The organism is Rhizobium sp. BK538 (genome assembly GCF_014197575.1).
GTDB lineage: Bacteria > Pseudomonadota > Alphaproteobacteria > Rhizobiales > Rhizobiaceae > Rhizobium.
In genome coordinates, this window is the sequence record NZ_JACIFT010000039.1 from 1 (window position 1) to 23726 (window position 23726).

General features: G+C 59.0%; 20 protein-coding genes and 5 pseudogenes. 5 read left to right on the top strand and 20 right to left on the bottom strand.

The window, feature by feature from the left end; translation table 11 throughout:
* Window positions 1–172: 172 nt before the first annotated feature.
* The 4 genes and pseudogenes from FHX09_RS28340 to FHX09_RS28355 all read right to left on the bottom strand — a co-directional run.
* Window positions 173–1887: pseudogene (locus FHX09_RS28340) on the bottom strand (acetoacetate--CoA ligase); the annotation flags it as partial.
* Window positions 1888–2057: 170 nt separating this feature from the next.
* Window positions 2058–2356: pseudogene (locus FHX09_RS28345) on the bottom strand (hypothetical protein); the annotation flags it as partial.
* Between the two features lie 83 nt (window positions 2357–2439).
* Window positions 2440–3486, bottom strand: coding sequence for an S-adenosylmethionine:tRNA ribosyltransferase-isomerase (locus FHX09_RS28350; RefSeq protein WP_184450993.1), 1047 nt, complete (start codon window positions 3484–3486; stop codon window positions 2440–2442).
* On the bottom strand, window positions 3483–4205 hold the full coding sequence (locus FHX09_RS28355) for an SDR family oxidoreductase (protein ID WP_132589687.1): 723 nt from the start codon (window positions 4203–4205) through the stop codon (window positions 3483–3485). Before FHX09_RS28355 ends, FHX09_RS28350 begins: the two co-directional genes overlap by 4 nt.
* 85 nt (window positions 4206–4290) lie before the next feature.
* On the opposite strand from FHX09_RS28355, the gene soxR reads away from it, so the two are divergent.
* The 3 genes and pseudogenes from soxR to FHX09_RS28370 all read left to right on the top strand — a co-directional run.
* A complete protein-coding gene (gene soxR, locus FHX09_RS28360; RefSeq protein WP_010059864.1) occupies window positions 4291–4725 on the top strand; it encodes a redox-sensitive transcriptional activator SoxR in 435 nt (144 codons plus the stop codon).
* 510 nt (window positions 4726–5235) lie between these two features.
* Window positions 5236–5829 (top strand): DUF6088 family protein, encoded by a 594-nt coding sequence (locus FHX09_RS28365; protein ID WP_184450995.1) that lies wholly within the window; start codon window positions 5236–5238, stop codon window positions 5827–5829.
* Window positions 5822–6505, top strand: a pseudogene (locus tag FHX09_RS28370) (nucleotidyl transferase AbiEii/AbiGii toxin family protein); the annotation flags it as partial. The gene FHX09_RS28365 and the pseudogene FHX09_RS28370, both read left to right, overlap by 8 nt.
* Window positions 6506–6779: 274 nt before the next feature.
* On the opposite strand, the gene FHX09_RS28375 reads toward FHX09_RS28370, so the two are convergent.
* The 9 genes from FHX09_RS28375 to FHX09_RS28420 form a co-directional block, all read right to left on the bottom strand.
* On the bottom strand, window positions 6780–7145 hold the full coding sequence (locus FHX09_RS28375; protein ID WP_165933081.1) for a GNAT family N-acetyltransferase: 366 nt from the start codon (window positions 7143–7145) through the stop codon (window positions 6780–6782).
* Window positions 7146–7240: 95 nt separating this feature from the next.
* A complete protein-coding gene (locus tag FHX09_RS28380) occupies window positions 7241–7603 on the bottom strand; it encodes a hypothetical protein (RefSeq protein WP_132589681.1) in 363 nt (120 codons plus the stop codon).
* Between the two features lie 213 nt (window positions 7604–7816).
* Window positions 7817–8410, bottom strand: a complete 594-nt coding sequence (locus tag FHX09_RS28385; RefSeq protein WP_184450997.1) for a hypothetical protein — start codon at window positions 8408–8410, stop codon at window positions 7817–7819.
* Window positions 8411–9145: 735 nt separating this feature from the next.
* Complete coding sequence (locus FHX09_RS28395) at window positions 9146–9589, bottom strand: DoxX family protein (protein ID WP_184450999.1); 444 nt, start codon at window positions 9587–9589, stop codon at window positions 9146–9148.
* A 162-nt stretch (window positions 9590–9751) separates the two neighbouring features.
* Window positions 9752–11734 (bottom strand): amidohydrolase, encoded by a 1983-nt coding sequence (locus tag FHX09_RS28400; RefSeq protein ID WP_184451001.1) that lies wholly within the window; start codon window positions 11732–11734, stop codon window positions 9752–9754.
* Window positions 11734–12021 (bottom strand): XapX domain-containing protein, encoded by a 288-nt coding sequence (locus FHX09_RS28405; protein WP_132589672.1) that lies wholly within the window; start codon window positions 12019–12021, stop codon window positions 11734–11736. The genes FHX09_RS28400 and FHX09_RS28405 overlap by 1 nt, the downstream gene beginning before the upstream one ends.
* Before the next feature lie 66 nt (window positions 12022–12087).
* The gene (locus FHX09_RS28410; protein ID WP_183719541.1) at window positions 12088–12777 is read right to left on the bottom strand and encodes a hydrolase; all 690 of its coding nucleotides are present in this window, start codon (window positions 12775–12777) and stop codon (window positions 12088–12090) included.
* A gap of 749 nt (window positions 12778–13526) precedes the next feature.
* Complete coding sequence (locus FHX09_RS28415) at window positions 13527–14444, bottom strand: LysR family transcriptional regulator (RefSeq protein WP_184451003.1); 918 nt, start codon at window positions 14442–14444, stop codon at window positions 13527–13529.
* A 72-nt stretch (window positions 14445–14516) separates the two neighbouring features.
* Window positions 14517–15449: a VOC family protein gene (locus FHX09_RS28420; RefSeq protein ID WP_132589668.1), complete on the bottom strand. Its 933-nt coding sequence runs from the start codon at window positions 15447–15449 to the stop codon at window positions 14517–14519.
* A 117-nt stretch (window positions 15450–15566) separates the two neighbouring features.
* On the opposite strand from FHX09_RS28420, the gene FHX09_RS28425 reads away from it, so the two are divergent.
* A complete protein-coding gene (locus tag FHX09_RS28425) occupies window positions 15567–16466 on the top strand; it encodes a LysR family transcriptional regulator (RefSeq protein ID WP_183719537.1) in 900 nt (299 codons plus the stop codon).
* Between the two features lie 21 nt (window positions 16467–16487).
* Here the strand turns inward: FHX09_RS28425 and FHX09_RS28430 are convergent, their stop codons facing one another.
* The 6 genes and pseudogenes from FHX09_RS28430 to FHX09_RS30200 all read right to left on the bottom strand — a co-directional run bounded on the left by FHX09_RS28430 (window position 16488) and on the right by FHX09_RS30200 (window position 22089).
* Window positions 16488–17165 carry a gamma-glutamylcyclotransferase gene (locus FHX09_RS28430; RefSeq protein ID WP_184451005.1) on the bottom strand — a complete coding sequence of 226 codons (678 nt, stop codon included), beginning with the start codon at window positions 17163–17165 and terminating at the stop codon, window positions 16488–16490.
* Between the two features lie 83 nt (window positions 17166–17248).
* Window positions 17249–18085, bottom strand: a complete 837-nt coding sequence (locus FHX09_RS28435; RefSeq protein WP_348649203.1) for an alpha/beta hydrolase — start codon at window positions 18083–18085, stop codon at window positions 17249–17251.
* 399 nt (window positions 18086–18484) lie between these two features.
* The gene (locus FHX09_RS30195; RefSeq protein WP_348649204.1) at window positions 18485–18985 is read right to left on the bottom strand and encodes a GrpB family protein; all 501 of its coding nucleotides are present in this window, start codon (window positions 18983–18985) and stop codon (window positions 18485–18487) included.
* Window positions 18986–19350: 365 nt separating this feature from the next.
* Entirely contained in the window at window positions 19351–20259 is a 909-nt protein-coding gene (locus FHX09_RS28445; protein WP_184451009.1) for an RNA polymerase sigma factor, read from the bottom strand.
* Window positions 20256–20999: an SDR family NAD(P)-dependent oxidoreductase gene (locus FHX09_RS28450; RefSeq protein ID WP_183719531.1), complete on the bottom strand. Its 744-nt coding sequence runs from the start codon at window positions 20997–20999 to the stop codon at window positions 20256–20258. Before FHX09_RS28450 ends, FHX09_RS28445 begins: the two co-directional genes overlap by 4 nt.
* Window positions 21000–21751: 752 nt before the next feature.
* Window positions 21752–22089 (bottom strand): annotated as a pseudogene (locus FHX09_RS30200) (hypothetical protein).
* 364 nt (window positions 22090–22453) lie between these two features.
* On the opposite strand from FHX09_RS30200, the gene FHX09_RS28460 reads away from it, so the two are divergent.
* A complete protein-coding gene (locus FHX09_RS28460; RefSeq protein ID WP_132589648.1) occupies window positions 22454–22909 on the top strand; it encodes a GNAT family N-acetyltransferase in 456 nt (151 codons plus the stop codon).
* 735 nt (window positions 22910–23644) lie between these two features.
* On the opposite strand, the pseudogene FHX09_RS30205 reads toward FHX09_RS28460, so the two are convergent.
* A pseudogene (locus tag FHX09_RS30205) lies at window positions 23645–23726 on the bottom strand (cold-shock protein); the annotation flags it as partial.

Genomic DNA, 23726 nt, shown 5'->3' on the forward strand with positions numbered 1-23726 from the left:
CTCCCACGTCATCAAACGCGGGGAGAGTGACATTCCAACTTTGCAGAAACAGGACACTTTAACTTTGCGGCTACACCATGAAGTCGGATAAGATAACTTATGGAACTTTTCCACGATTGGCCGCGAAACGTAGCCTCATTATTGCGCAACAAGCTATTCATCACGATGGCGCCTAGACACTTAGTGCGTCCAGCCCAGCAAAGAGCTCCAGCGCCTCCGGATTGGTCAGCGCTTCCTTATTCTTCACCGGTCGGCCGTGGACGACCTCGCGGACGGCGAGTTCGACGATCTTTCCCGACTTGGTGCGCGGAATGTCGGCGACCTGAATGATTTTGGCCGGCACGTGACGCGGCGACGCACCCACACGGATTTTGGTGGTGAGCTTCTTGTCGAGTTCCGCGTCCAGGAACACGCCAGGCGCGAGGCGGACGAAGAGGATGACTCGCACGTCGTCATCCCAATCTTGGCCGATGCAGATCGCCTCGGCCACTTCCTCGAGCTGTTCGACCTGGTTGTAGATCTCGGCCGTACCGATCCGCACGCCGCCGGGATTGAGCGTCGCATCCGAGCGGCCATGGATGATGAGGCCGCCATGTTCTGTCCATTCGGCGAAATCGCCGTGGCACCAGACATTGTCGAAGCGCTCGAAATAGGCTGCGCGATATTTCGCGCCGTTCTCGTCGTTCCAGAAGCCCACCGGCATGGAGGGGAAGCCTTGGTGCAGACCAGTTCGCCCTTTTCGCCGCGAACCGGCTTGCCCTCGTCGTCCCAGACATCGACAGCAAGGCCGAGGCCGGGGCCTTGGATCTCGCCGCGCCAGACCGGCTTCACTGGGTTGCCGAGCACGAAGCAGGAGACGATGTCGGTGCCACCGGAGATCGAGGCGAGCTGCACGTCCGGCTTGATGCCCTCATAGACAAAGGAAAAGCCTTCCGGCGACAGCGGCGAACCGGTGGAGGTGATGAGGCGGAGTTCTGAGAGATCATGCGTCTTGAGTGGCTCGATGCCACCCTTGCGCACGGCATCGATATATTTGGCCGAGGTGCCGAAGATCGCAAAGCGTTGCTGCGCAGCATAGTCCCACAACACATTGCCGGAGGGCGCGAAGGGCGAACCGTCGAACAGGCAGAGCGTCGCGCCGCTCGCGAGCCCGGAGGCCAACCAGTTCCACATCATCCAGCCGCAGGTGGTGAAGTAAAAAAGCTTGTCGCCCTCCCCTACCCCGGAATGGAAACGGTGTTCCTTGAGGTGCTGAAGCAGGGTACCGCCTGCGGAATGGACAATGCATTTCGGCACCCCGGTCGTGCCTGACGAGAAGAGGATATAGAGCGGATGCGAAAATGGCAGCGGCTCGTATTCCACCGGCCTAGCGGTGAAAGGGATGGTCACCGCGTCGAACGTCTGCGCGTTGGGCAGCGAGGCGGCGAGCGCTTCGGTGTGACCCGCATATTTGACGACCACGACCGGGCAGCCGAGCTTCGGCGCCACGGCGCGGACCTTGTCACCGACATCCTGGAGCTTGCCATTGTACCAATAGGCATCGCAGGTGATGAACAACTTTGGCTCGATCTGGCCGAAGCGGTCGAGCACGCCCTGCTCGCCGAAATCGGGCGAACAGGACGACCAGATGGCACCGATCGAGGCGGAGGCCAGCATGCAGGCGATGGTCTCCGGCATGTTCGGCATCATCGCCGAGACGCGGTGACCCTTGCCGATGCCCATAGCGCGGAAGGCCTGCTGCAGCTTGGAGACAGTGGAATGGAGCTTGTCCCAGCTCCAGCGATAATTGACCTTGTCCTCGCCGCGGAAAAGCAGGGCGTCCGCGGCGCCCTGCTTGACCAGCAGGTTCTCGGCGTAGTTCAGCTGCGCATCGGGGAAGAAGCGGGCGAGTGTCCTAAGAATGGGGCCAGCCCTCGGAAGAGCGTCGGATCCAGAACGAGCATTGTCACAAGAAGATCTGCGAACCGCGCGTCTCAGTAGGTTCGTTTGAGACATTGAGCGCCTTGATGGGAATCGAACCACCGCTGCGCCGTGGCTACCATTAGTCAGCAGCAAATCTACTGAAAATTCCTGCCCTTGATCTTCAGGGTATCGATATCAAAGGTCCGGCACAAACATATCTCTCAGCCGAAGCCCCGGCGCCAGCCGTTCGCGAGAATCCGGGCTGCATGAAGAGCCGTGCGCGAACACGTCGCCGCCGCGTCCGGTCGGCGGCCAGAATTCACTGTCGCGCCCGGCAGGACGACAGATCGGCCGAGAGATCGAAGATCTACTGAGCGACGAGGTGTTCCACGTCGGCCTCCTGCTGAATCCTGCCATTGATCACGATGGCGCCGAGCACCACCTTGCGCGAGCGAGCCGATGTTCCAACCGGCCTTACGCGACGCTTCAGTGCCGGCGGGCCAGCCAAGGAACGGCGATGCAAACTGCTCTATCCATCTAAGGTTCGCGCCAATAAAGTGGCGGTTGACGGTTGAGCAGCATGGAATCGCCGAATTCATGCGCACGGTAACCGCATGCAGTTAGAGCGGTGGAGGCACTGGCGAGGAGGCCGTCGTCGGCGAAGGCGCGCAACAGCTCGAAATGGCTTTCGCCCGGCTGGTGGACGCCAGTGAGAACCGCATCGACGACGCCGAGCGGAGTGCCACATGCGATGCGCCCTGTCGCAATACCATCTCCGGCACGCACGCTGCCATCGGGATTGGCGGCTGCTTCAAGTGCGCGCACGACGCTCGTGCCGATCGCGATGATGCGGCTGCCCCTGAGCTGCGCCCGCGCTACCTGCGCCACGGTACATTCAGGGATGTGGTACGGCTCGTCGAAGGGAAGGCGCGAGTCGAGCGCGGGATCGCCGGTGGAAGAAATCCCCGCGGCATGCGTGAGTGTTGCAAAACCGATTTCGCGCCGACGCCAAACTTGCAGTGTGCGCCAGTCGAGCGCGAAGGAAGCCGATGGCGCCTCGAACGCGACCGGCCGGGCGGCAATTCTCGTCCAAACATCCCACAGTGCCAGCGGCTCGCGAACATGCGCGTATTGAATCGGCCTGCCATGCTGCGCCAGTCCTGTAAACATGGCTGCTCGGGTGCCTTGGAAGCTAAGCTCGAGAAGGCGAGGATGGTCGAGAACGCGCTTGACGACGGCTTGAAGTGGGCCGAGCTGGAGGCGATCGCCTGATGACAGCGCAGGCGGCGGTAGCCGATCTTCCGTGCGGGTGCGGTGATCGCCCGAGCCGAAGACGATCGCAAGGAAGCGGACTGGAGCGGAAGGTGACAGCCAGCCGGCTAAGCGGATCTCGATTGTCTTTCCACATTGGAGATGCGTGCCGTGCAGGCTGGCAGGCAAGGTCGCAGCGTCGTTGGCGACAACCAGATCTCCAGGATCGAATAACGTCCCGAGGTTAGCCCGCGGCAGGTCGCGCATCGTGCCGTCCGGCTCCACGACGAGCAGCCTGGCCGATTGCCGATCGAGCCGATCAGCGGCGATCACGCGTGGGCTCCGGCGGTAAGCGCATCGTGACTCGGCAACGCGTCGAGCATCTTTTCGATGATCTCGGCAGCGGCCAGCTCCGGATCTTTCAAGGTCGACCGATCGGCGTCTGGTAGCGCCAGCGCGTGCAGCGGGGTGTCCATATCGCCCGGGTCGAGGGCAAGAAACCTTATTCCATCTGGGTTCGACTCCGAGTCCCAGATTGCCGTCAGATGGGCAAGCGCTGCCTTGCTCGCGCCATATGCGCCCCAACCGGGATAGGCGTTGACCGCCGCGTCGCTGGAGATGTTGATCACCAGCCCGCCGCGGCCCTCGCGCGCGGACGTGGCAAGCGCACCGAACAGGGCTTTCGTCAGCCGGAAGACGCCGAGAAGGTTGACTACGAGCGCCGCTTCCAGCTCCTCGCACTCCGTATCGGCAAGAAGCGCCAGAGGCACAGGACCGAGGCTCGATGCATTGTTGATCAGGACGTCGACACCGCCAAGATTGGCAGTGATTTGCATCGCGATCGGGTAGATGTCTTCCTTCTTGCCGATGTCGGCGACAATGCCGTGCGCGCCCGTCTCGGCTGCGACGCGTCCGACATTCGCGGCGGTGCGGGCGACGAAGGCAACGCTCGCACCCTTCTCGGCAAGCTGCCGCACAAGCGCCAGTCCGAGGCCGGAAGTGCCGCCGGTGATCCCTACGCGAAGTCCTTGAAGATCGATATTCGCCTGCATTGCGGTGCTCCTTCAATGGGTACCCCTAACTGCTACAAGTTCAAGTTAACTTGAAGTCAAGAGAGCTTCGTGCTTTTATTTATGCATGGATCCGATGCTGACCATCACCGACGTGTCGCGGCGCAGCGGCGTTGCCTCATCAGCTCTGCGCTTCTATGAGGAGCGTGGGTTGATCGCATCCGAGCGCGCCGGCTCGGGACATCGACGCTACCACCGGTCTGCATTGCGGCGGATCGCTTTCATCGTCTTTGCACAGCGGATCGGGTTGACGCTTGAGGAGATCGGCGCCGAGCTCGCCAAGCTGCCGGCCGATCGCGTACCGTCACGTCGGGATTGGTCGCGGTTGTCGAGCGTGTGGGCAAAACGTATCGACCAACGCATAGCCGAGTTACAGCGCCTGCGGTCTGGTCTTGGCGAATGCATCGGTTGCGGCTGCCTGTCGATCGACCGATGCCGCTTGGCGAACCCTGCCGACGTGGCAGGGCGCAAAGGCCCGGGGGCGAGGTATTGGCTGGGGTGAATGAGCCTCCAACGTTACGCCGAACGATTTTCCCGATTATTCAATGTCGCCCAAATCCATATTGGCCGATAGGCTTTGTAACGACGGGCAACGTCCGACTACCTTATTCGAGTCTTGAATGGATTCGCTCGCGGGCCGCTAGTGCGAATTTCCTGTGTGCTCTGCAAGCAGCACTTTTTCTATTCGCCTCAAGGCCGGTTCCCTTAGATCCATTATGCGATCCTTCTGGCCTAAAACGTGAACTCTATGGCAACAAGCCGGTCGCTGGCCTCGAAAGCTCTCGCCGTGCCAGCAACGTCCTCGAAGCGGATGTCGAACGACCGCTACAACTACGCCGAGGTGCGAAGTGTCAGCGCAACGCTCGACGCCCTGCTTTGGCAGCGGGCGCCTTCCTCGATTTTCCCAGCAAGAATACGAACGCGGCGAAAAATACCAGTATGACACGCGTCGTCTTCCCCTCTCATTGCAAATTGTCAGAAATTTGCATATATTTCTGACAGGAGACATGCCATGCAAAAGCTGAAATCGCAAATCATGGGGCATGCTGAACGACTGCCGGAAGGATCCGCGCTTTCGGCAAAGAGCTTTCTGCATCTCGCAAATCGTGCCGCACTGGACCAGGCCCTGTCGCGACTGGCCGAGCGCGGCGAGCTCGTTCGGGCGGGTCGTGGTATCTATATGCGGCCCGTCAAAAGTCGCTTTGGCAGTCGGCCGCCAACGGTCGAACAGGCCGTAGAGGCGGTGGCGCGGCAGCGCGGTGAGGTCATCGTCTCGAACGGCGCCGCCGCGGCGAATGCCCTGGGCCTGACCACTCAAGTCCCAGTCCGGTCAGTCTACCTGACATCCGGCCGCAGCCGTACGATGAATCTTGGAAAGCAGATGGTCGAGCTCAAGCACGTGCCGCGCTGGCAATTGGCCTTGGCCGATCGACCGGCCGGGGTGGCGGTCCGCGCACTTGCATGGCTTGGGCCAGAGAAGGCCGACGAAGCACTGTCGCGGATCAAGCGGAAGCTGCCGCCGGACGAATTCGGGGAGCTGGTGGCGGCGGCTCCGCAGTTTCCAACCTGGCTTGCAAGAAGCGTAGGAAGGGCTGCGCATGGCTGATCTATTCCTGAGCTTGTCAAAGGATGACCGGCGCGAAGCCTTGGCTGTGGCAGCCGACCGCAGCGGACGGCCCATTCATCTGCTCGAAAAGGATGTCTGGGTCGTCTGGACGCTGCAGACCCTCTTTTCGTCCAAGCTGGGCGAGCACCTCGTGTTCAAGGGCGGTACTTCGCTTTCGAAAGCCTACGGGGTCATCAAAAGGTTCTCGGAGGACGTCGACCTGACCTATGATATCCGCGCATTGGCGCCGGACTTGGTCGGCGACAACGATGAGGCGCTGCCGAAAACCCGCAGTGAGGAGAAACGCTGGACCAGCGAAGTGCGAAAGCGCCTTCCCGCCTGGGTGTCGGAGTCGGTGAAGCCGGTTATCGCCGGCGCGCTGCGCGATCAATCTCTTCTGGCGACAATTCGCATCGAGGACGATACGCTCTATCTGGACTATGACGCGGTGAGCAGCGGATCCGGCTATGTCGCCCCGAGCGTCATGCTCGAATTCGGAGCCCGATCCACCGGTGAGCCAGCCAGTATTCGCGATGTGACCTGCGACGCCTCGGGTCAGGTCAATGGTGTCGAATTTCCGAAAACGAGCCCTCGCGTCATGCACGCGGAGCGGACGTTCTGGGAGAAAGCGACCGCAATCCATGTCTTCTGCCTGCAGGAACGCCTCCGCGGCGAAAGCCCGTCGATAAACGCCCCGCAGCCCTCCCGCGCCTCGGAACGGCGGAACACCACGCCAAGACGCGCCTTCAGCGCCGACAGTTCCCCTTCCCAGGAAATCCCCGAACCCGACCATTCCGAAACAGACATGCCGCATCCCCTTCAAGAAACTCCTTGAAGAGAATCATGATTTGCCTTCATTTACAACTGTAGTACTAGGCTAATGCGGTCGGCTCCGGCGGGACGTAAGCGACTATCATCTCTTTGCATCGTGGCTTGGGCGCGGCGCGAATTCAGGATGTCGGTACTGCCTTGGAAAACCAGCGGCGTTCCAGCGTTTCCGCCTCTAGTACGAACCCCGCTCGCTTGTAGAATCGGTCCGCAGGATTTGTGGTCAGGACACTAAGCCTTGTGGGACGTCCCTGTTGTGCTGCCTGGGAAGACTTCGTGTTCAAAACATAGGTCCCTATTCCCCTGCTTTGAAAGGCGGGGGCAATATAAAGTTTTTCTATGAAAATATGATCTTCGTGCCAGATCGCGGCAATACAGCCGACGGCCTTGCCGTTCAGTTCAATCACCTCATGACCCGCAACATCTAGGCTCTCCACCGTGTCAGACTGTTTCCAGTCGCCCCACAACGCGTCCGCGTAACCGCGCATGCATGCCTCCTCTAGGTTAAGCAGGTAAGCTGCATCCGATTTTGTCGCGGGACGTAGGATTATTGACATTGCCTGCGCCACTTGGGCCCCATAGCCTAGCCATTCGCCGCATCTGGTACGCGACGTCGCACCAGTGATTGCTCTAGTTCGTCCCCAATCCATCGATCAGGATAGGGCGCTTCCAAAATAGCTCGCCGCAATTCTTGGACTGTGAGGCTGCTATAGCCTAGCTCTTCAAGGCGTAACATAAGCAAGCAAGCGTCGATTTGAACCATGAAGCGGGCGGAGCCACTGACCTGCAGCAGCACACCCCGCATTGCTGCATACGTTCTGAAACCGAACGAGGCCGCAATAGCTTCATCGGCATGCGATGAGCCCATAGCTGGATACCGCTTGCGCAGCGCCTTTTTGAGAGCTGCTATGTTGTGCGGCGAAAACCTTATTGTCTCATAGAACATCGGCAATCCCTTAATCCTCGTCGAAGTCTGCCGATTACACTTCGACCTCCGGACAGGGACGTCATCAATATCAATACCCTTCAACCCGGCAGCAGGTTTGGTAAGGCTCCCATTGGAAAGCTAACATCTGCTACTCAGACCATCAATAAGGCACCTGCTGGCCGACAATCGAGCGGACAGTGACGCTGTACCGTGTGTGGAAATCGACAAAGGTCACTCGTCATATCGCTCAGCGACCACTTCGCCTTCCTTATTCCCCATGAGCCAGACGTGTCCGTCGGCTGCCTCAAGGTCGTAAAAGGCACGCTTCCCCAAGACGTTCTTATCCGTAAATTGCCAACCAGACAGCACCTTGTCGAAATCCCGTGGGTCAATCTCGAACGAGCACGTAACAATCACGTCCGTGGTGGCGCTGGCGTTACAGTTAAGGTTGCGGACCGACGATGGTATCTGGGAGATGTTTAGAACGAAGGCCAAGCGGTCGGGGTCCTTAGTGCGGTCCCAGTAGTTCAAGACAAGCATGCCGCACCAACTAAACGCGGCAGCACCAGCCAGAAAAATCAGACCGTACATGAACTTCAACTCTTCACCGTTCGTCGTTCCCCCTAAGAATCCTATCAGTCCATCATCGGCATTATTCCTAGTTGCTTTTTGACGTCGCTGCAATCGGGGTCCTACTTCAGGATGACCCGACCAATACCTCCATTTGCGAGGGCTCCAAAAAGCAACATCGCGCTCGTTCAATTCCGCAACACCAGAGGCGTCTGTTGCAGTCCGCCGTACAAAGAAAAGCAACAACTTGATCACCTTCACAATCCAATGCGTACCTACGGGCACCGTTCCCGAGTTCTTGACGATCCAAACGTTCTCGGAATACCTCTCGGCGGTGAAGTCTCTGACCGATGGCGCTGACTACGGCCGACCCGTCATTGAAGTCAAAGCTGACGCCAGGCGGTGCCATTTGGATATGCTTTCTCAACCGGGGATCCATGGAATGAGCGTGAGTGAAACGAGCGGAGCGGGGCAGGCCACGTGATTTGTGCCTTTTGGAGGGAAGCCGAACGCGGACATGGGAAGGCGCCGAGCGTTTATAATGATGCAAACCCCTACCCCCTCCTCCGCTCCCTGCCCCATGGCTTCCGCGCGGTCGTGATTGGCGCCAGCGGCGGCATGGGCGCGCGCTATGTGATCACTTGAAACAAAGTCAGGATCTTACTGAAGGTGCTGAGCTTTCTCGGCGTCAACTGGCCTCGACTTTGTCGAACGCTAAGCGCCTGTCCGGCAGTCCCGTACATCTGCTCACCTGCGGCACCGGCATACCCACGACGGACGGGTGTCCGCCAGAGAGATCCCTTCGCTAATCGCTCCCAGCCAGGTGCGAACCAGCGGGATGACCTTTGATCCGTAGAGCTCGATGCTCTGCATGAGTTTGGCATGCTCCATCGGGCCTTCCGGTGTTGCCAAGGACGGTGGCGATCCACAGAACCGCGAAGACTGGCTGTGTGAGGGGCGCGAAGGTTCCGCCGGATGATTTTGCAGCACTCATTTGCCTGCTCCCTTGGTGAGGTCAAACGCTGCAACGAAGACGAAGGCGCCGGCGAGGCCGAGATGTTCAAAGAAAGCGTTGGTCGCCATCATGCGATCCATGCCAGGAGCCATCTCCCAGAAGCGTAGGGCGATGAACGTTGCCATGAGCGTGAAGCCCGCGAGGGCCAATGCTCCAGCCCAACGGAAGAGGCCCGATACCACCATGGCAGAAGCCGTCAGCTCGAACACGATGACGGCGACCGCGAAGAACGCGGCAGGATGAAGACCGAAATGATCCATCTCAGCCAGTGCGCCATTGAAGTCGAAGATCTTGGTAAGCGGACCCTGTATGTAGGCAGCGCAGAGTGCGAGCAGCGAAACGGTTCGCGTGATCGGAGAGGCCATGATGCGCGTCAGGCGGCTTAGGATCGGGTTCGACGTGGGGGATAGGTGGGTCATAATCTGCTCCTGCATGTTCGCCGCGAGCGGCTGCTTTTGATGGAGCGATATTGACTGGTTGTAGCGGCGCCAACAATTGCAGCAATAGTTTCGATTTAATTGCAAAAGCAGCAATTATGAAGTGATGCTCGGGTGACTGGATGCCACCCGAGCTAAGGCTCGTCAGACGGCCCAGCAGGAGCAACCGAGTGCGCCAAAGAACCCCTTGAGGTCGGTGATCGGAAGCTTGGATGTCCAAGCTCCGGCATGGTCGTGGCCGTGCACGCCGCAATCGCTGGCGCATCCGCATGTGGAGATAGCGGTGCGGCGCAAGGATCGAGCGCCCGCGCCCTCCGGTTCGCCCCAGGCCGCGTAGCCGCCGAACTTGCGTACGGGAGACCAGTCGGGCATCGCGGGCGGGATGTCGTTCTTGTCGAGCGTCTTGAAGTCGCCTGCACCATAGACGATCTTGCCGCCGACGATGGTCAGTTCCGAGGTGAGGAACGAAATCTCGTCCTCGGCGCAGGAGAAGAAGTCCTTGTCCGGCACCACCAGATCGGCGAACTGACCCTTCTCGATGCGGCCCTTCTTGCCCTCTTCATTGGAGAACCACGTGACCTTCTCAGTCCACATGCGCAGCGCGGTCTCCCGGTCGAGGCAGTTGGCTCGCGGATAGAGTTGCATTCCGCCGACAGTCTTGCCGGTGACCATCCACGACAGCGAAACCCACGGATTGTAGGAAGCAACGCGCGTCGCATCGGTGCCTGCGGAGACATTCACACCCTTGTCGAGCATGCGGCGGATCGGCGGCGTAGCCTCGGCCACGCCGTGACCGTATCGCTCGACGAAGTATTCGCCTTGGTAAGCCATGCGATGCTGAGTGGCGATGCCACCGCCGAGTGCGGCGATGCGGTCGATCGAGCGATCCGAGATGGTTTCGGCATGGTCGAAGAACCAGTTCAGTCCTTCGAGCGGAATGTCCCTGTCGACCTTCTCGAACACATCGAGGGCGCGGGAGATGGTCTCGTCATAGGTGGCGTGGAGACGCCAGGGCCAGCGGTTTTCTGCCAGTACGCGGACGACCTCTTCCAGCTCGCCTTCCATTTCAGGAGCCATTTCCGGACGGGGCTGGCGGAAATCCTCGAAGTCGGCAGCCGAGAAGACGAGCATCTCACCGGCACCGTTGTGGCGGAAGTAGTCGTTGCCCTGCTTGTATTTGACCGACTGCGTCCAGTTCAGGAAGTCCTGCTTTTCTTGCTTGGGCTTCTGGGTGAAGAGGTTGTAGGCCAGACGCACCGTCATCTGTTTCTCATCGGAGAGCTTCTGGATGACCTCGTAGTCGTCCGGATAGTTCTGGAAGCCCCCGCCCGCATCGATCACGCCTGTCACGCCGAGGCGGTTCAGTTCGCGCATGAAGTGACGGGTCGAGTTGACCTGGTAGTCCAGAGGAAGCTTTGGCCCCTTGGCGAGCGTCGAGTACAGAATGCCCGCATTCGGCTTCGCGAGCAGCATGCCAGTCGGGTTGCCGTTGACATCGCGCGTGATTTCGCCGCCGGGCGGGTTCGGCGTGTCCCGGGTGTAGCCGACTGCACGGAGGGCAGCCCCGTTGAGCAGCGCCCGATCATAGAGATGCAGAAGGAAGACGGGTGTGTCGGGCGCGACAGCATTGATCTCCTCGATGGTCGGGAGGCGCTTTTCCGCGAACTGGTGTTCGGTGAAGCCGCCGACGACGCGAACCCATTGCGGCGCGGGCGTGATCGCCACCTGGCGCTTCAGCATGTCCATCGCATCGGCGAGCGACCGAACGCCGTCCCAGCGCAGCTCCATGTTGTAGTTCAGGCCACCACGAACGACGTGGGTGTGGTTGTCGATCAGACCCGGCAGGACGCGCTTGCCCCTGAGGTCGACGATCTTCGTGTTGGCACCAGCCAGCGCCATAATCTCGCTGTCGGATCCGACTTCGAGAAACAGGCCATCCTTGATGGCGATCGCCGTGGCGTTCGGATTGGTCCGGTCAAGGGTCGTCACCTGGCCGTTGTGGAGGATCAGGTCGGGATGCATGGTGTCTACTCCGGTCTGGTTGGGATCGGCGGCCTTCGCCGGGGAGAAGAGGTTCGAGAACGCCAGGCTCGACGCGCCGCCAAGAAAGGATCGACGAGTCGTCATCAGCTCCGCTCCTCCGCTTTCGCCGCTGCCTGATGGGCGAGGTCGATCCGATCGCTGCCCTTCGGTAGGTGGCCGAACATGTGCGGCTTGATCTGATGAAGCCATGAAACGGCCGCTGGCTCCCTGCTCCACAAGGTCTTTGCGAAAGGGATGATCTGTTCACCGACGAGAATGCCGAGAAGGCCGACCAAGGCGATGACAGGCGGAGCCGGCGAGCGGACGTTCAGGAGGCTGTAGACGATGCCGACCAGCAGGCCTGCGCCGAGAGACAGGAGATAGATTTTCACGGGATGTCCTCCACGGTTAGAGAAAGGCCGCTGCGACGGGGTTATCGGAGCGGCCTGATCAGGCCGTTACTTGGCTGGGTTCGGTCCGATGCGCTTGCCGTGCTTGACGCGTTCCTCTGCGCCGTGAACCATCGTGTAGGCGTAGTCGATGCCCATGCCGTATGCGCCGGAATGCTCCTTCACGAGGGTGGTGACAGCATCGTAGGTTTCCCTGCGGGCCCAGTCGCGCTGCCACTCGAGCAGGACCTGCTGCCAGGTGACAGGGATCACGCCTGCCTGAACCATCCGGTCCATCGCGTATTTGTGCGCGTCTGAGGACGTGCCGCCGGAAGCATCCGCGACCATGTAGATCTCATAATCCGGAACATCATGCACAGCCGAGAGTGCGAAGGTTGTGTTGCAGACCTCGGTCCAGAGACCGGAGACGACGATCTTCTTGCGGCCCTCGGCGGCATTCTTCGCCAGCGCGTCACGGACGTTCTGATCGTCCCAGGAGTTCATGGAGGTGCGTTCGAGGAGGTCGTTCTCCGGAAAGACGGCAAGCAATTCCGGAAACGTGTTGCCCGAGAAGGATTGCGTCTCGACCGTGGTGATCGTGGTCGGGACGTTGAAGATCCTGGCGGCCTTGGCGAGGCCGACGACATTGTTCTTCAGTACCTGGCGGTCGATCGACTGAACGCCAAAAGCCATCTGAGGTTGCTGGTCGATAAAAATCAACTGGCTGTTGGCGGGAGTGAGAACTTCGAGCTTGGACATGATATTTTCCTCTTCGGTTGTTTGGACCGCGAACGCGGCGGGTTATAAACTGGGCAGGGCCTGTCGGACGGACACCATGTCCTCGAACACGGCTCATAAGGCCCTGAGTAGGTCGAAACCGATGCTTTCATTCACTCGTTGCCTCGGCTGCTGAAAGGAAACGTAGTGTGATTTGCGCTTGTGAAAAATTGCAATATTAATTGCGAATGAGTTGCCTTTGCCGCAATAATTACTTGGAAGTTCGGTTGACCTGCGGACGTCGCACGAGGCTGCTTTACGCGACCATTCGGTCCAAAATTTACTCAAGAAAATTTCGTTCGGACTGGCGGCCCTGAGGTAGTTTTCAGTGTCGCTGTTCACGCTATTCGGCGTGGAGCGATTTGGCTGAATTCGCTTGGGGCGAGACAGCCCGTGGACAACAGGAGAGCGGCGTGTGAGCCGCGAAATGCTTGGCAGTTGGCCATTTAGCGTTGACGCGACTAGATGGTGAGTACGCTGTACGCGCAGGGGTTCCATATCGCGATTCCTTTGTCTTCTGCTTACTCTCAACAGGCGTTGCTCCAAATTCAGAGATCGATTTATGCCGAACCAGGAGACGAGTGCCATGTCACGGCACCTCCCATACAGGATAGGGCCATCACCCACTCCGCGCTGTCCAACGATGGATCAGCCGTGGGAAATATCTTCAAAGGAGAGATGGGAGAAGCCCGTCATTGTGGAGTAACTATCCATGGATATGGACAAAGCCACTAAGGTGTGCCGGTATCATCGTCATAGGCAGAAAACACGCCCGCAACCCAGTCTGCAAAGACCTGATACTTAAGGCTCGGAAACCGGCCCGCTGGCCTTACTATGTGAACAGGATAACGTGGTGGCGCCCAATCGTTCATGATTGGGACCAGGGCGCCACGAGCGATATGGGGCCGTGCCAAGAATTCGAATGTCTGCCCGATACCCAGTCCTGCTAATATTCCATGCAAATGCGCCGTCGCATCGCTGGTGGAGAGCTTGATGGGGCCGTAGATCTCTATTTTCTCATCGCCTTTAATCAGTCGAACGGGTGCAGCTTTCAGACTACGTGCAAAAAAGTACTGCACGAAAATATGATCACGCTGCAGATCCGATGGCAAAGCTGGCACCCCGTGTTTTTCGAGGTACCGCGGGGTTGCGCAGGTGACTATCTCAACGCTGCATAACTTCCTCGCAACAAGAGATGCGCTGGGCAGATCGCCGGCACGAATGACGCAGTCTATGCCCTCTTCGACGATGTCGGCCTGACGTTCTGTTACACCAAGATGCAACTCGATCTCTGGATAGAGCGCGTAAAACTCTGGCAACCGAGGGATCAGAATTGCATTCGCGAAGGTCCCTCCTACGTCAACCCGAAGTTTTCCCCTGGTGGCTAGGCGCCCACGGCTCGCCTCATTGTTCATTTCGTCGAAATCGGCGATCAGGCGAATGGCGCGCTCGTAGTAAGCAACTCCCTCAGGTGTCACTATGACTGAACGTGTCGTGCGTTCGAGCAGTTTGAGGCTCAAGCTTGCCTCTAGATCCTGAACAAGCTTACTCACGGTCGACCGTGGCGCACCCATCGTGTCTGCAGCCTTTGCAAAGGATCCGGCCTCGACGACGCGAACAAAGGCTCTGATCGCTCCCAATTGATCCATTGTCATCTCTCCATCGAAATTTATGGGTGCGGCGTCCAATATTCGAAATGCCACCAGTTTTGAGTGGTATTGTCAGGCAGCCAATGGCTCGAGATTTGCCTGGATCTGATCGCGGAAGGCTTCATATCGGCCCGGTAGCTTGAGCGCTTCCCCAAGCTGAGCCGTGTCTTCGTCGCGATTGAAGCCCGGCTCGTTCGTGGCAACCTCGAACAGAACGCCACCCGGCGTGCGGAAGTAGATCGCCCAGAAATAGTCGCGGTCGATGACGGGCGTGACCTGATACCCCGTGTCCATTAAGGCCTTGCGCACCTCGAGCTGCTTCTCGCGGTTGTCGACGGCAAACGCGATGTGGTGAACCGATCCCGCCCCCTGACGCGCAAAGGGCATTTTCGGCAGGGATGCGAGATCGATCGTATCCGCTCCGTTGCCATTGGGGATGATGAAGCGAGTCACGTCGCCCTCCTTCTCGGCGCGCTGGTAACCCATGAAGCCGAGAAGCTCTTCCGTCGCTGCGGTGTCATGCAGGCTGAAGCGAGCGCCGGCGAAACCGCGGATGGCCGCATCGTCGGGAATTCCATCCGCCAGCCATGGCGCGCGGTTGTCGTCGGCCGACTCGATCAGCGCAAGACCGTCGCCATCCGGACCCATGAAGCGAAGACGGTTGGTACCGAAGACAGTATCCGTTTCCAGACCGTCGACACCTTGAGCCGCGAAGCGATCCTGCCAGAACTTCAGCGAGCCCTTTGGAACCGAGAACTGCGTCTCACCGACCTCACCCGCGCCCGGACGACCAAGCATCATGTTCGGGAATGGGAAGTAGGTCATCACCGTGCCTGCGGAACCATTCTCGTCGCCGTAGTACAGGTGGTAGACGCTCGGATCGTCGAAGTTGACCGTCTGCTTGACGCGGCGCAGGCCCAGCGTGTCGGTGAAGAAGTGATTGTTCTGCCGCGCGTCCGATGCCATCGAAGTCACGTGGTGAAGTCCCTTGATGTCCTTGATCATGTCAGTGCCTTTCGATCAGCGTTGGTGTTCAAGTGTTGATAGGAATGTAGGCCCGTTGATCACCGCGCAGAATTGCAATATTCCTTGTGATTGAATTGCCAAATTTGAAACAATGATATGAACGACTACAAGGCACTCCGAACCTTCCTCCTCGCTGCCGAAAAGCGGAATTTCGCTCAGGTCGCGCGCGAATTGGACATGACACCCGCAGCCGTGACACGGGCGATCGCCGCGCTCGAAGCGGAACTTGGCGTGCAGCTCTTTGTTCGCACGACTAGACAGGTATCACTAACGACTGATGGGGCCATCTTCGCCGCGCAGATCCAGCCCGCGGTGAAGACGCTTGAAGACGCGCGGCGCGAGGTGATGAACGCGCACAAGGCCGATGAGGGACGGCTTCGGATCAGTGCGCCGACGTGGTTCGGCAAGGCAGTGCTGCCGCCGATCCTTTCAGGATTCAAGGAACGATATCCGAAGATGAGCTTCGAGATTTCGCTGTCCGATGGATTGGTGAACATCGTCGATGACGACTACGACCTGGCGATCCGCATCTCATCCCAACCATCGGACAAGTTCACGATCTGGCGCAAGATCCGCGTCGTCCCTCGGATTCTTGTCGCGGCGCCCGGGAGTCGGTTCGTCGAAATGCAGCACCCGAACGAACTGACACCTGACGACTGCCTCGCCTATAGCGGTGAGAGCCGGCGCGAGAACTGGGTCCTGTCGGATGGTGGATCCAGCATGACGATTTCGGCAGGTCGGGCCTTCAGCGCCAATAGTGGCGAGGTTCTGGCGGACATGGCCGCCGACGGTGCGGGCGTTGCCATGCTACCGGGCTTTCACATCGCCGAATACCTGCGCACCGGACGCCTGGTACAGGTCTTTAAAGGATGGGCACCCCCAGAGTTGTGGCTGACGCTTTACTATCCCCCATATCAGGCCCTGCCTCCCCGGATCGCATCCTTCTCGAAGTTCTTCGAAGAGCAGGTCCCGGCGCACATGGTCATGTTGGATTGACGCTCAGTTAGGACGACGACCTCAGGCCGCTTGCTTTGCCTTGATCTGCTCGGCCACGAGCGCCTGCAGAGGCCAGAGGTTTCGGTCTCGGATCCCCTCGGCCTCAAGATGAACGATCGTGTTGTGCAGATATTGCGCGCACGATCCGCCTTGCCCGCAGGCATTTGCGATGAGGTCCGCGGTGGTCTGGATCGGCAATGGCTTGGTGAGGCCGGATCGTCTGGTACTTGCCCAGAACGTCAGGGCGTTCTTCATGCCTTCAGGCGTCTGCACGCGAACCCACCGGACCATGTCGGCGACTTCGTGGTACTTGATCTCGCGCGCCACGAGCGCACGGAGATCCTGGCGGCGACGCTCTTCCGATAACCCGAGTACTACGCCATCGCACCTGCCGCCGCGTTCGAGAGCCATCATCAGGCCTGGTTGTTCGCTGGTTGCCCGCCAACGTTCGATCCTCAGCGAAAACGATCGGTGCCATCCATATGCGGATGCTCGCATTCGGGCTGTCGGCTTGAACTCAGGATTCCAGATAAGGGAACCGTAAGCGAAGACCCAAATCGGTTCGCCACCTACTTCTCGTTCAATCCTGTCGACGAGACAGTCAAGTTCCGCCTCGGAGAGTGGTGTCCAGCCCGGTTCTGGGCCATCGTCCAGGACGTCTCGCAACGTCAGGGCAACAAGCTCTGGGGTCAACAGCATCATGGTCTCGTTCAGAAATTCGTTCTGTGTTCAATAAAAGATCGGAGCCGCGATTGCTTTCACATCGCGGCTCCGTGTCTTGTTTAGGCCTGAACGAAGGCCAGAAGATCGGCGTTCAGCACGTCGGCATTGACTGTCAGCATGCCGTGCGAGAAGCCTGGATAGGTCTTCAGCGAGCCGTTCTTCAGAAGCTTGGCCGACTTCAACGCCGAGTCCGCGATCGGAACGATCTGGTCGTCTTCACCGTGCAGGACGAGCGTCGGAACCGTGATCGCCTTCAGGTCTTCCGTCTGGTCGGTTTCGGAGAAGGCCTTGATGCCGTCGTAATGGGCCTTGGCACCGCCCATCATGCCCTGACGCCACCAGTTCTGGATCACACCCTCCTGAACCGCCGCGCCATCGCGATTGAAGCCATAGAAAGGACCGGCTGGAACATCGCGGAAGAACTGGGCGCGGTTGGCGGCGAGCGCCGAACGGAAACCATCGAAGACTTCGATTGGCAGGCCTTCCGGATTGTTATCGGTCTTCAGCATCAGCGGCGGTACAGCGGAGACAAGAACCGCCTTGGCGACGCGGCCGGCGGGCTGGCCGTGCTTGACCACATAGCGGGCAACCTCGCCGCCACCCGTCGAGTGGCCGATATGTACGGCATTCTTCAGGTCGAGCGCTTCTGCGACGGCAAAGGCATCGGCCGCGTAATGATCCATGTCGTGACCATCGGCCACCTGAGCAGAACGGCCGTGACCGCGGCGGTCATGGCCGACGACGCGATAGCCCTTCGAGAGGAAGAACAGCATCTGTGCGTCCCAGTCGTCCGACGACAGCGGCCAGCCATGATGGAAGACGATCGGCTGCGCGTCCTTCGGACCCCAGTCCTTGTAGAAGATCTCAACGCCGTCCTTGGTGGTTACATATGCCATTGTCTTGTCTCCTTCGATTGGGTTGGTGGCGCGAGCTGCCGTGGCTGCGAAGCTGAGAGTGGGTGAAATTGCCATGCTCGCTGCGGCGGCGCCTGCGGAGAGCAGTGCGCCCCTGCGTGTCATGGAAGAAAGGTTCCGGGTCATCTCGCGTCCTGCGATTTCGTGATTGAGAACTTCAGGCGACGCTGAGTTCGTCTGACAGATGGAGAATGCGCCGGGATCCACAAACCCGCAATTGCGATAATAGTTTTCACTTTATTGTCCATTATGCAATAATTGGCGTTGGCTTCATATCATGGGGTCCTGTTTCTGACCCGCGATGTGCTGTCATTGTGGTCGCTCAGCCAGTTACGTGCGGAGCTCGTGAATAAACACGGAGCCAGCGTTACGTTCGGCAGGTTAGGCTGCGACCGCTCGGCGGATACCAACGGTGACGGTTGCAAAACACGCTTCCCATGCCTGAAAGCCTAATCGGGAGCCCGCTGACCGCTCGTCGCCCCTCACGCTCGCGTCCAGCTCAACGAGGAGCGCGTCCGACTCTAGGCGCCCGCAACAGATGCCGCACCCGTCCTCGTCGAAGTCGCTCGCGCTTCTTGCCCGGCGGCAACAGTCGCAGATGACGGTGCCGCGACCGGAACGGGCCGGCGCCAGAATCTCGAGTAATCCCGCGTTGACGAGGGGCGCCCTGGCACTTGGAATGACCGATAAACTCGACATAGTGATATCGATATCAATGATAGGCTTTGCATACATACCCGGAATGGCAGTACTTCCGATATGGTCAACGGCCACAACGTTGGGTCCAAGGTCTGTTTTCAATGCCGCTTCGGCGACGGAAAAGTGCCTTACCCAATACGGATCATATGGAACGAGCTCAACCAATGTTGGCATGCGCTTCATCCTTTGACAGGGGATGCACGACGCTAACCAATCGCTGCTCGGCAACTACCCGCTGTTCAAAACCAAATGTGGCGCAATCCAGCCACGTTCGTCGTCAGCTCTCGGCCAGATTACCAAAAGCTGTCAAATGAAATGACATCAATAGGGATTATAAATCGAGCAATGATCTGTTTACGGGTCATTGCTGATATCGACTGGGCGGTCGCCAATGTGAGCACCGTGACTGGCAGAACTCTCCCAACGTACATGGGTTAGCGTCGACCGAGGTAATCATATCAAAGTGTGGGGCCGGCCCCCTGGAAAGCGCAGACAGCCAATGACCGCAATTGGACCTCCTCGAGAAAGCGCGTCCTAATCAATGTCGGTCACCGCGATGCGGCCAGCATGACGTCCGCACCGTCCATGACATAGGTCGCATAGCGATGGTCGCGGATCAGGCTTATCTTTTGCCCAAGCCATTCGAGCAGCATGAAATATGAAGGACCGCCCGACGGTTCGGCTGATACCAGCAATATCTCCCGGCCTTCCAGCCAAGCCGGTTCGATCCTGACCCGCGGATATTCGGCATAATAGGTGAAAAATCGACCGACGTCGGCGGCACCAGAGATTTCCGGCCGTCGCGCCTGACGAAGCCGAACATCCTGCGCCAGCATGCGACGCAAAGCGTCCCAGTCTCGGGCGTTGAAGAGCGCTGCAAAGTTCAGGACCTCGGGACTCGGCGGTGGCGGAACCTCGGACCGCACGTCGGAGATGGCGCGCAATCTCGCCCGACCGCGCGACAGATGGGCCTTGACGGCATCGACACTCAGTTCCAGCAGCGCTGCGATGTCCGCAAGCGACTCTCCCAACACATCCTTGAGGATCACCGCGCTGCGTTGCGGCACCGGCAATTCTGCAAAGTGGCCCAGGGCGACCCGCACCGCGTCCTGCCGGATCAGCGCGTCCTCCGGACCGACGGCGCTGATATCGGCCAGATCGAAAGCCATCTCAAGGGGCTCCGATCGGAGCGTACTGCGCTGGCGCAGGGCATCTATGGCTCGATTGTGGACAATGCGAAATAGCCAGGGTCGCAGCGGCGTGCCCGGTGGGATCGAGCCAGCCGTCGCAAATACCCTGGCAAACGCCTCCTGAATCACATCCTCGCCGTCGATCACCGAACCCACCAGACGGGCAGCATAGCGGTGCAGTTCGGGGCGAAGCGCGTCCGCTTCCCTGGCCAGGGCCGCGAGCAGAGTTTTCCTCTCTTCGTCTTCGAGAGCAGCGTCTTCTGTCATTCGATGACCGTCACACCCGTATCCCCACGCACCGCGTAGACCATGGCCTCGGCGAGGCCCGTCCTGCCGATCAGCTCGGCGACCATATCGCCAAAAGCCCGCGGCGTCATGTCCGGCCAGGTGGCGGCCTGTTCGGCGAATGTCCGACCCGCCGCCGCGGCATAGGCCGCGATGCCGGTATCGCCCACACCGGTTCCGGCGAACATCTGTCGGGGAACGATGACCCGGAAGCGCAGACCCAGTCCGAGTTCCGCCGACAGGCCCTCGGCATATTTTGCAATGAACCACTGCGCGCGCTTGGCTCCCGCATAACCGCCCGATAGCGGCGACCCCTGCACGGCCGCTCCGCTGGAGACCAGGACGACAAGCCCGCCCGGCGTCATCGGCAACGTCAGAGCAGCCTGTACCCAGTGCAGCGCGGCCTTGACGTCCACATTCCAGTTGGTCGTGAATGCCTGCCAGCCAATCCGGTCGATCCGTTCCATGGGCGGTTCCGCTCCAGCATTCATGATGACGAGATCTGGTCGCGTCTGCTCCATGATCCGCCATGCCGTGTCGACATCGGTTGCATCAGCCGATATGGCGGTGACGGTCGATTGCTCGCCTGGCCCCTGCACGGCAGCCGCGTTTCGGGCTACCACGGTGACTTCGGCCGCGCGAACCATAAATGCCTCGGCGAGCCCCCTCCCCAAGCCGCGGCTCCCGCCGACAACCACGATTCGCTTTCCTTCCAGATCCATCTCTCAGTCCTCATTTGGGTCGGGTCCGACCGCTCGACGACGGTCGCAACAACGACGTTCCAACGAGGTGAAAAGAGTCATCGCCAACAGCGATTTGCGGATGCCAGCGTCTAAAAGTCTGACTCCTCCGAAATTCGACGGTGATCGACTTCGGCCTAGAACGGATCAATACAGACCGGCGAGTGCGGCTTGATCCTGCGATGCCAACTTCGTGGACAGACACAAGGGAGGTCTTATCTTCGTGGCTTTGGTGATGTTCCCAGGACGGCAGCAAACGGCAACTTCGCGCCGCGAAGCTGCCGTCGCTCTCCCCTATGCTGGTGGCAATTGCTACCGGATATCTGAGGCTGCGAAGATAGCCACCGGTCTGATTGCCTGCGCCATCGCCGTTGGTGCCACGCTTGTATTTCTGATTCTCAGCTCGCAGGGTTTGCTATCCGGAGTGATTACTCCTTTCGCGGCTGCCCCGAAGCCGTACAATGCAGCGATGCGGAGGCCGTTATGTGGGGCATGGCGTGGGCCGCACCTGCCAGCCCAGTGCTCGCTGCCACCACAGGTTGGCTGGCCTTTCGAACATTCCGTGCGAGATAGTCGGATTGATGTGAGCGCTTGTGGCGTAACAAGGCCGAAGGCTCAGCAGTACTGTCAGCCGAAAGCGGATGCCACCGTTTACCAGTTCATGACGAGCCTTTTGCAGTCCATCCACCGTTCCGCCCCCCGGATCGGAGGTGGTTATGCTCGGCTGAAGGCGCTCAGGTTACAAATGGCATGATATCTACGCCATCACCAGGAAACACTGTGATGTGCGGGTGGTCCTCAAACAGCCGTGCGGCGGCCTCAGCGGTTTCCGCCTCGACCACCAGGTAACCGCAGAACGGGTTTACAGCTTTGGCGACCCCGTCCTTGTGATACGGGTCGTTTTGCCGACCATGCCGCCACGATCAAGGATGAACGCAGCGTTTCTTTCCTCCCACGTTGCCCACTGCGCTATGCCAACGGCGTCAATTGCATCCTGCTCGGCTTTTGGCAGTCTTCGAAAAGACGAGAGGTCTTCGGGCTTCATGGTGTAAACGGCAAGAAAACGTGGCACTGATGCTTTCTCCATATGCTTAGATTGTTGGTCAGCTTACACGTCTCGCATGGAAAATCACCCGTTGCCCCGCGCCAGGGCCGCCTTCGGCCCCATAGCGGTCATGACACGCGAAATCGTATCAACCAAACACTGCTCTAGCGAACTTGAATTGAAGAGGTGGAAAATGGCATTCTAAAAAGCAATTAAGACCCATCCTGGTTTCGCAATGAAGTCTCTCGGCTGCTCGCTTCCTGCATCCACGATCGCTTTTTGAACGATAGCATCGACATTCAGATCGGCGGCCCAAGTCAGAAGCGTCCCATAAACGAACTGCTGCGACTATCGACTAGACAACCGTCATCCTTTCACGCATTCTCGCGCGATGATTGCAATCCTAGAAACCCTTTCGGCCGAGCCAACTGCAGACGAGCTTGACCACCTCCTGAAACCGCTGGTGGACTTCAATAGCCACCACACCGCGACCATAGCGGAATGGCCTCATCTTGGTATAGTTTTGAGGCAACCCGAGACTGCGGAGATCGTCGGCGGCTTGTACGCGTTCGATGAACTCAATTGGCTATTCGTCAAGTATTTGGTTGTGCCTGAGGCACTCCGAGGAAAGGGTCTCGGCCGTCAATTAATGGGAGAAGCGGAGCGCATTGCCCGCGAACGGGGATACCTGGGTATCTTTCTTGACACCTACGACTTTCAAGCAAAACCGTTCTACCTGAAGCTTGGTTATGAGCAGTTTGGGGAACTCGAAGGGGACGACCGTACGCCTCGACGGTTTTTCCTAAGAAAGGTGCTTTCTGCGGAAAACCGGAGACTAGGGACCTAACCGTTGCCATCGTGCCCAATAGTCGGAAAATGACTGCTTCTGGCGCAAAGAGGACCAGCGCAACCCACACAACTCTCGGGCTTCAGGCTGCCACGGTACGGAGGCCCGTGTCGCGGTTCGCCGAATGCGTTTCATCCAGAGCCGGGCCGCGGAAAATAAACAAAAACAATATAGTTAGTGGACGGCTGGATATCGAAATTTGCTACGCCATCATTATACTTTTTCGAAAAGTGTCCAGCCCGTCCGGGCACCCGATGTAGACCGGTAGTATGTTCGCTGGAGCGTCAGTAGTGACAGCTGGAAGGAGCGCCAGGTTTAAAGCCTTGGTCACAGACTGGATTCATCGGGCGCTTGCGATCCATCATTCGAGGAGTGAGAAATCGATTGGTCGTCGGTGTGGTAGACTCGCCCTTCTGCTGACTCACTGCCTTTGGGTTGGATTGCTGTGCCTTCGATGAAACAGGAGCCGCCGGAGATGGCGCAAGGGTCGTAAGGTTAAAGAGTGCAGCGACCGCTGCAACCATGAAAGCGCGGTTCATTGACATTCTCCTTCGGATGATCATCAAGGGCGATCACCGCAAACACGCGGTGAAATCGCATAGGCAGTCGGCCCATGCTGCCGGGGCTGTGTGAACCGGTGATGTCAACACGCTCGCGCAGAGAAGGAGCTTGACCGCAGCCCGTAATTGGTAACTGAACGCTTCAGTCCGCGGGAGCTTCACATGCGTTCAAGGATTACCGCACTTCGATGTTGATAGCTTTGGGGCCCTTGCCCCTTTTATCTGGCTCCGTATCGAACGACACCTTTTGTCCTTCA

What these genes read in the sequence shown, in the direction of transcription:
- FHX09_RS28355 (WP_132589687.1), bottom strand. Translation starts at nt 4,205, where the DNA reads ATGCAGGCGAATATCGATCTTCAAGGACTTCGCGTAGGGATCACCGGC.
- soxR (WP_010059864.1), top strand. Translation starts at nt 4,291, where the DNA reads ATGGATCCGATGCTGACCATCACCGACGTGTCGCGGCGCAGCGGCGTT.
- FHX09_RS28365 (WP_184450995.1), top strand. Translation starts at nt 5,236, where the DNA reads ATGCAAAAGCTGAAATCGCAAATCATGGGGCATGCTGAACGACTGCCG.
- FHX09_RS28375 (WP_165933081.1), bottom strand. Translation starts at nt 7,145, where the DNA reads ATGCGCGGTTACGCGGACGCGTTGTGGGGCGACTGGAAACAGTCTGAC.
- FHX09_RS28380 (WP_132589681.1), bottom strand. Translation starts at nt 7,603, where the DNA reads ATGTTCTATGAGACAATAAGGTTTTCGCCGCACAACATAGCAGCTCTC.
- FHX09_RS28395 (WP_184450999.1), bottom strand. Translation starts at nt 9,589, where the DNA reads ATGACCCACCTATCCCCCACGTCGAACCCGATCCTAAGCCGCCTGACG.
- FHX09_RS28400 (WP_184451001.1), bottom strand. Translation starts at nt 11,734, where the DNA reads ATGACGACTCGTCGATCCTTTCTTGGCGGCGCGTCGAGCCTGGCGTTC.
- FHX09_RS28410 (WP_183719541.1), bottom strand. Translation starts at nt 12,777, where the DNA reads ATGTCCAAGCTCGAAGTTCTCACTCCCGCCAACAGCCAGTTGATTTTT.
- FHX09_RS28415 (WP_184451003.1), bottom strand. Translation starts at nt 14,444, where the DNA reads ATGGATCAATTGGGAGCGATCAGAGCCTTTGTTCGCGTCGTCGAGGCC.
- FHX09_RS28420 (WP_132589668.1), bottom strand. Translation starts at nt 15,449, where the DNA reads ATGATCAAGGACATCAAGGGACTTCACCACGTGACTTCGATGGCATCG.
- FHX09_RS28425 (WP_183719537.1), top strand. Translation starts at nt 15,567, where the DNA reads ATGAACGACTACAAGGCACTCCGAACCTTCCTCCTCGCTGCCGAAAAG.
- FHX09_RS28430 (WP_184451005.1), bottom strand. Translation starts at nt 17,165, where the DNA reads ATGCTGTTGACCCCAGAGCTTGTTGCCCTGACGTTGCGAGACGTCCTG.
- FHX09_RS28435 (WP_348649203.1), bottom strand. Translation starts at nt 18,085, where the DNA reads ATGGCATATGTAACCACCAAGGACGGCGTTGAGATCTTCTACAAGGAC.
- FHX09_RS30195 (WP_348649204.1), bottom strand. Translation starts at nt 18,985, where the DNA reads ATGAAGCGCATGCCAACATTGGTTGAGCTCGTTCCATATGATCCGTAT.
- FHX09_RS28445 (WP_184451009.1), bottom strand. Translation starts at nt 20,259, where the DNA reads ATGACAGAAGACGCTGCTCTCGAAGACGAAGAGAGGAAAACTCTGCTC.
- FHX09_RS28450 (WP_183719531.1), bottom strand. Translation starts at nt 20,999, where the DNA reads ATGGATCTGGAAGGAAAGCGAATCGTGGTTGTCGGCGGGAGCCGCGGC.
- FHX09_RS28460 (WP_132589648.1), top strand. Translation starts at nt 22,454, where the DNA reads ATGATTGCAATCCTAGAAACCCTTTCGGCCGAGCCAACTGCAGACGAG.